The sequence below is a fragment of the Cohnella nanjingensis genome, from assembly GCF_014212125.1.
GTDB classification, from domain to species: Bacteria; Bacillota; Bacilli; order Paenibacillales; family Paenibacillaceae; genus Cohnella; species Cohnella nanjingensis.
Map to the genome: position 1 here is coordinate 1 of NZ_JACJVP010000043.1, position 4,372 is coordinate 4,372.

Below are 4,372 nucleotides of genomic sequence, written 5' to 3' on the forward strand. Positions count from 1 at the left end.
GGTCGATTTGCCGGCGCCGTTGACGCCGACGAGACCGATGCGGTCGCGTTCGTTGATCTGCATGGATACGCCTTCAAGGATAGGCGTGACCCCGTAATGTTTGACGATGCCAGATGCGTTTAAAAGCAAGAGGGCTCCCTCCGACTTCGATCATTTTCGTAGAATTCGGCGCGTATCCCGGAGAAGGCGCGCTCTCTCAAGTGTATCGCAAAACGCGAATCCCGTCCAAAAACCGTCGATCGCCGTGCGGGCGCCCGCGTTTCTTTTGGCGAAATCGCCGGAAAAATGTTACACTAAAGCTATCATTCAACGGTTCCCGGAGGGTAACGTCATGAGCGCGGAGCGCGGACAAGGGGACATCGCGAAGCAGCGGCTGCGAGCCGAGATGAGAGGGATAAGGGACGCCTTGACGAGCGAAGAGCGGAAGGCGCTCTCCGAACGGCTCTGCCGCGTCGCGATCGAGCAGGCTTTGATTCCGCTGGCGGCGGAGCGGGGAAGGCCGCTGACCGTGTGCGCGTATGCCGCCTTCCGGTCCGAAGCGGACCCGGCGAGGGTGCTCGAATGGAGCTGGGCGAACGGGCATCGCATCGTTGCTCCCCGCATCCGGGACGAGGGTGGCGGGATGGAGCTGCGGCTCGTCGGCGCTCCCGAGCATTGGTCCGCAGGACGCTGGGGCGTGCCGGCCCCCGATCCCGCGCGGACCTCGCGCTTGCCCGCGGGCGAACGGCCGGATGCGGTGCTGGTGCCGGGGTTGGCTTTCGATCGGCAGGGAGGCAGGCTCGGTTACGGCGGCGGCTATTACGACCGGCTTTATGCGGAGCTGAAGGCTGTCGACCGCAGCGTGGATACCGCCGATCCGCCGGTCTGGATCGGGTTCGCCTACGCGGCGCAGACGGTGGAGACGTCGCTCCCGAAGGAGCCGCACGATCTGCCGCTCGACGGACTCGCGACGGAGGACGGGTTGATCCGGTTCGACAAGGAGGAGTCATGATGGGTACGGGCGCGGATGGATTGACGCACTTCAACGAACAGGGCCGCGCCGTGATGGTGGACGTATCCGACAAGCCGGTTACGGCTCGGACCGCGGTAGCGGAGACGAGCATCCGGATGGCGACGGAGACGCTGAAGCGCATCCTGGAAGGCTCCGTCGCCAAGGGCGACGTGCTCGCCGTGGCGCAGGTCGCCGGCATTCAAGCCGCGAAGCGGACGTCCGACTGGATCCCGATGTGCCACCCGCTGCCGCTGACCGGCGTGAACGTCCGGTTCGCGGACAACGGCAGCGACACGCTGCACGTGACGGCCGAGGTGAAGACGACGGGCAAGACCGGCGTCGAGATGGAGGCGCTGACCGCGGTGTCCGCCGTCGCTTTGACGGTGTACGACATGTGCAAAGCGCTGCAGAAGGACATGGTCATCGGACCGACGCGCCTTCGCAGCAAGACCGGCGGCAAGAACGGGGATTACGAGCTGTCCGGGGAAGACCGCCCGTAAGGGGATCGCGTGAGGCAGGGATCGGAGGGGAGAAGCGCATGATTTGGAAAGTGGCGCTGTTGTCGGCAAGCGATAAAGGCGCTCGCGGCGAACGCGAGGATACGAGCGCGCAGGTCATTCGCGAGCTTATCGAAGAGGAATTGGGCGGCGAGATCGTCGACTATCGCGTCGTGCCGGACGAACAGGACGAGATTCGGGCGGCGCTCATCGAGATGGCGGATTATTACCAAGCGGATCTCGTGCTGACGACCGGCGGGACCGGCCTCGGCCTTCGCGACGTGACGCCGGAGGCGACCTTAATGGTCGCCGAGCGGACCGTGCCCGGCATGGCGGAAGCCATGCGCGCGGCGGGCATGCAGCGCAATCGCCGATCGATGCTGTTCCGAGGCGTGTGCGCCATTCGCGGGCGCTCGCTCGTCGTCAATCTGCCGGGCGACCCGAAGGGCGTGCACGAGATGCTGATGGCGATCATGGACCAGCTGCCCGCCGCGCTGCTGCTCGTCAGCGGCATCGGGAAGGACCGGGATCTATGAGCGGTACGATTCTGCGAGAGGTGAAGGTCGAAGACGCCGTCGGTCTGGCGCTCGCGCACGACCTGACGCAGATCTTGCCCGGCACGTTCAAAGGCCGGCTGTTCCGTAAAGGACATCGCGTCGCCGAAGAGGATATCCCGAAGCTGAAGGACATCGGCAAAGAGCATCTGTACGTCATGGAGCTGGGCGAGGGAGATCTGCACGAGGACGACGCCGCGCTGCGGATGGCAGCCGCGCTCGGCGGGACGAACTTGACTTGCGGCGAGCCGTACGAAGGCAAGGTGACGCTCAAGTCCGCGATCGTGGGACTTGCCGTCGTCGCCAAGGAAGTCGTCGACGAGATCAACGCGCTCGGCGAGATCGCGCTGGCTACGATCCTGGACGGCACGGTCGTCCGGGCCGGAGAGGGGATCGCGGCTACGCGCGCCATCCCGCTGGTCGTGCCCGAAGCCAAAGTCGCCGCCGTGGAAGCCATCGCCGCGCGCTATAGGGAGGTGCGCGGCGGCGCGGAGCCTCTGGCCGTCCGGCCGCTGCGCAAGATGCGGGCGGGCCTGCTCACGACGGGGACCGAAGTCTATTCGGGACGCATCGCGGACAAGTTCGGACCGGCCGTCGCGGCGAAGCTCGAAGCGCTCGGTTCGGAAGTGGCGGAGCAGCGGTTCGCGCCCGACGATCGACAAACAATTGTCAATCATATTCACTACTTCCTGGAACAACGTTATGATATGATACTGGTGACAGGCGGGATGTCCGTCGACCCGGACGACCGCACGCCGGGTGCGATTGCCGATGCGGGCGCCGATATCGTCAGTTACGGCACGCCGATGCTGCCGGGCTCGATGCTGCTGTTCGGTTACATACGCGGCGTACCGATCTTCGGATTGCCGGGCTGCGTCATGCATGATCCCTACACTTCCTTCGACGTGTTGCTGCCGAGGGTGCTGGCCGGGGAAGAGATCGTTCGCGAACAGATCGCCGCGATGGGCTACGGCGGTTTGCACCGCCGTTAACGGGTTGGCTTAACAGGATTATCATTCAGATAGGAGGCGATTCGATGGGTGGCATTGGCGCTTCGGGTATTATCTTGCTCGTGCTGATCGCGCTGCTGTTGTTCGGACCGAACAAGCTCCCGGAGCTTGGACGGGCGTTCGGCAAGACTTTGCGCGAATTCAAGAAAGGCGCGAACGACTTGATGTCGGACGACGAACGCGATCGTCAGGCGCGCCGGGTGGACGTATCCCCCGCCGCTCCGGAAGCGGAGCCGGTCAAGTCGGAACGGCGTTTGCCGGAATAAGAGCGTCTCATAGGGAAGAGGGCGGCTAGCTACCTGGGCCGCCCTGCTTGCTTGTTGTACGGGATATGGGAGGTCGCACATGACAGACCGTTCGGGCTCCGGGGCGAAGATCCGCGACGCGGATTGGATGCCGGTGATGGAGCATATCGGCGAATTGAGAAAACGAGTCATCTACGTCTTGATCGTATTCATCCTCGGCGTGGTCGGAGGCTTATTCGGCGCGCAGCCGCTCTTTGATTATCTGGTGGCCGCGGCGCCCACGGAGCGGATCGAGCTGAGCGCGTTCTCGCCATGGGATGCGATCGGGCTCTACATGAAGTTTGCGTTCCTCATCTCGTTCGTCGTGGCGATTCCGTTCGCGCTGTTTCAGCTATGGGCGTTCGTTCGCCCCGCGCTGGGGGTCAAGGAGCAGAAGGCTACGCTGCGCTACGTTCCCGGCGCGCTGGTGATGTTCCTCGCGGGACTGACGTTCGCCTACTACGTCGTGTTCCCGATGGCTTATTCGTTCACCGAGAAAATTACGCAGAACATGGGACTGAAGCAGACGTACGGGGTCGCGCAATATTTCTCGTTCCTGTTCAACATTCTGGTGCCGATGTCGGTGCTGTTCGAGTTGCCGATCGTTATTCTGTTCCTTACGCGGATCGGCATCCTGCATCCGAATATGCTCCGCAAGATGCGCAAGATCGCCTGGTTCACGATGGCCGTGATCGGAACGGTCGTAACGCCGCCGGACGTCATCTCGGACCTGTTAGTCGCGGTGCCGCTCGTCATTCTGTACGAAGTGAGCGTCCTCTTGTCGTCCATGGCCTTCCGCAAGCGGATGGAGCGCCAACGGGCATGGGAGGAAGAAGAAGACGAGGACGAAGAAGAGCCTGACCGCTCGGGCGGAAACTCGGCTTAAGTTAGCGGACAGTGAATGAAGCTAAGCGCGCAGCGGAATGCGAGAAGCGCATAACGAGACGTGAGAATCATATAGAAGCAAAAGGGCAATGCCGCGTTGATGCGGCTCTGCCCTTTTTTCGTGGAAAGAGGGCTCGGCCATTATCGCTTT

Annotated in this window: 7 protein-coding genes; 6 read left to right on the forward strand and 1 reads right to left on the reverse strand. The window is 63.0% G+C overall.

Going from position 1 to position 4,372, the window contains the following annotated elements; genetic code table 11:
- Window positions 1-129, reverse strand: a 129-nt coding sequence (locus tag H7C19_RS34995) for an ATP-binding cassette domain-containing protein (RefSeq protein ID WP_185671839.1), incomplete at its 3' end; no start/stop codon positions are given.
- A 202-nt stretch (window positions 130-331) separates the two neighbouring features.
- Between H7C19_RS34995 and H7C19_RS25140 the strand changes: the two genes are divergently transcribed.
- The 6 genes from H7C19_RS25140 to tatC all read left to right on the forward strand — a co-directional run bounded on the left by H7C19_RS25140 (window position 332) and on the right by tatC (window position 4,222).
- Complete coding sequence (locus tag H7C19_RS25140) at window positions 332-991, forward strand: 5-formyltetrahydrofolate cyclo-ligase (protein ID WP_185671840.1); 660 nt, start codon at window positions 332-334, stop codon at window positions 989-991.
- Window positions 991-1,491, forward strand: coding sequence for a cyclic pyranopterin monophosphate synthase MoaC (gene moaC, locus H7C19_RS25145; RefSeq protein ID WP_185671841.1), 501 nt, complete (start codon window positions 991-993; stop codon window positions 1,489-1,491). Before H7C19_RS25140 ends, moaC begins: the two co-directional genes overlap by 1 nt.
- A 38-nt stretch (window positions 1,492-1,529) precedes the next feature.
- On the forward strand, window positions 1,530-2,024 hold the full coding sequence (locus H7C19_RS25150; RefSeq protein WP_185671842.1) for a MogA/MoaB family molybdenum cofactor biosynthesis protein: 495 nt from the start codon (window positions 1,530-1,532) through the stop codon (window positions 2,022-2,024).
- Window positions 2,021-3,034 (forward strand): molybdopterin-binding protein, encoded by a 1,014-nt coding sequence (locus H7C19_RS25155; protein ID WP_185671843.1) that lies wholly within the window; start codon window positions 2,021-2,023, stop codon window positions 3,032-3,034. Before H7C19_RS25150 ends, H7C19_RS25155 begins: the two co-directional genes overlap by 4 nt.
- Before the next feature lie 44 nt (window positions 3,035-3,078).
- A complete protein-coding gene (locus tag H7C19_RS25160) occupies window positions 3,079-3,318 on the forward strand; it encodes a twin-arginine translocase TatA/TatE family subunit (protein WP_185671844.1) in 240 nt (79 codons plus the stop codon).
- A gap of 79 nt (window positions 3,319-3,397) precedes the next feature.
- Window positions 3,398-4,222 (forward strand): twin-arginine translocase subunit TatC, encoded by an 825-nt coding sequence (gene tatC, locus H7C19_RS25165; RefSeq protein WP_185671845.1) that lies wholly within the window; start codon window positions 3,398-3,400, stop codon window positions 4,220-4,222.
- Window positions 4,223-4,372 lie beyond the last annotated feature (150 nt).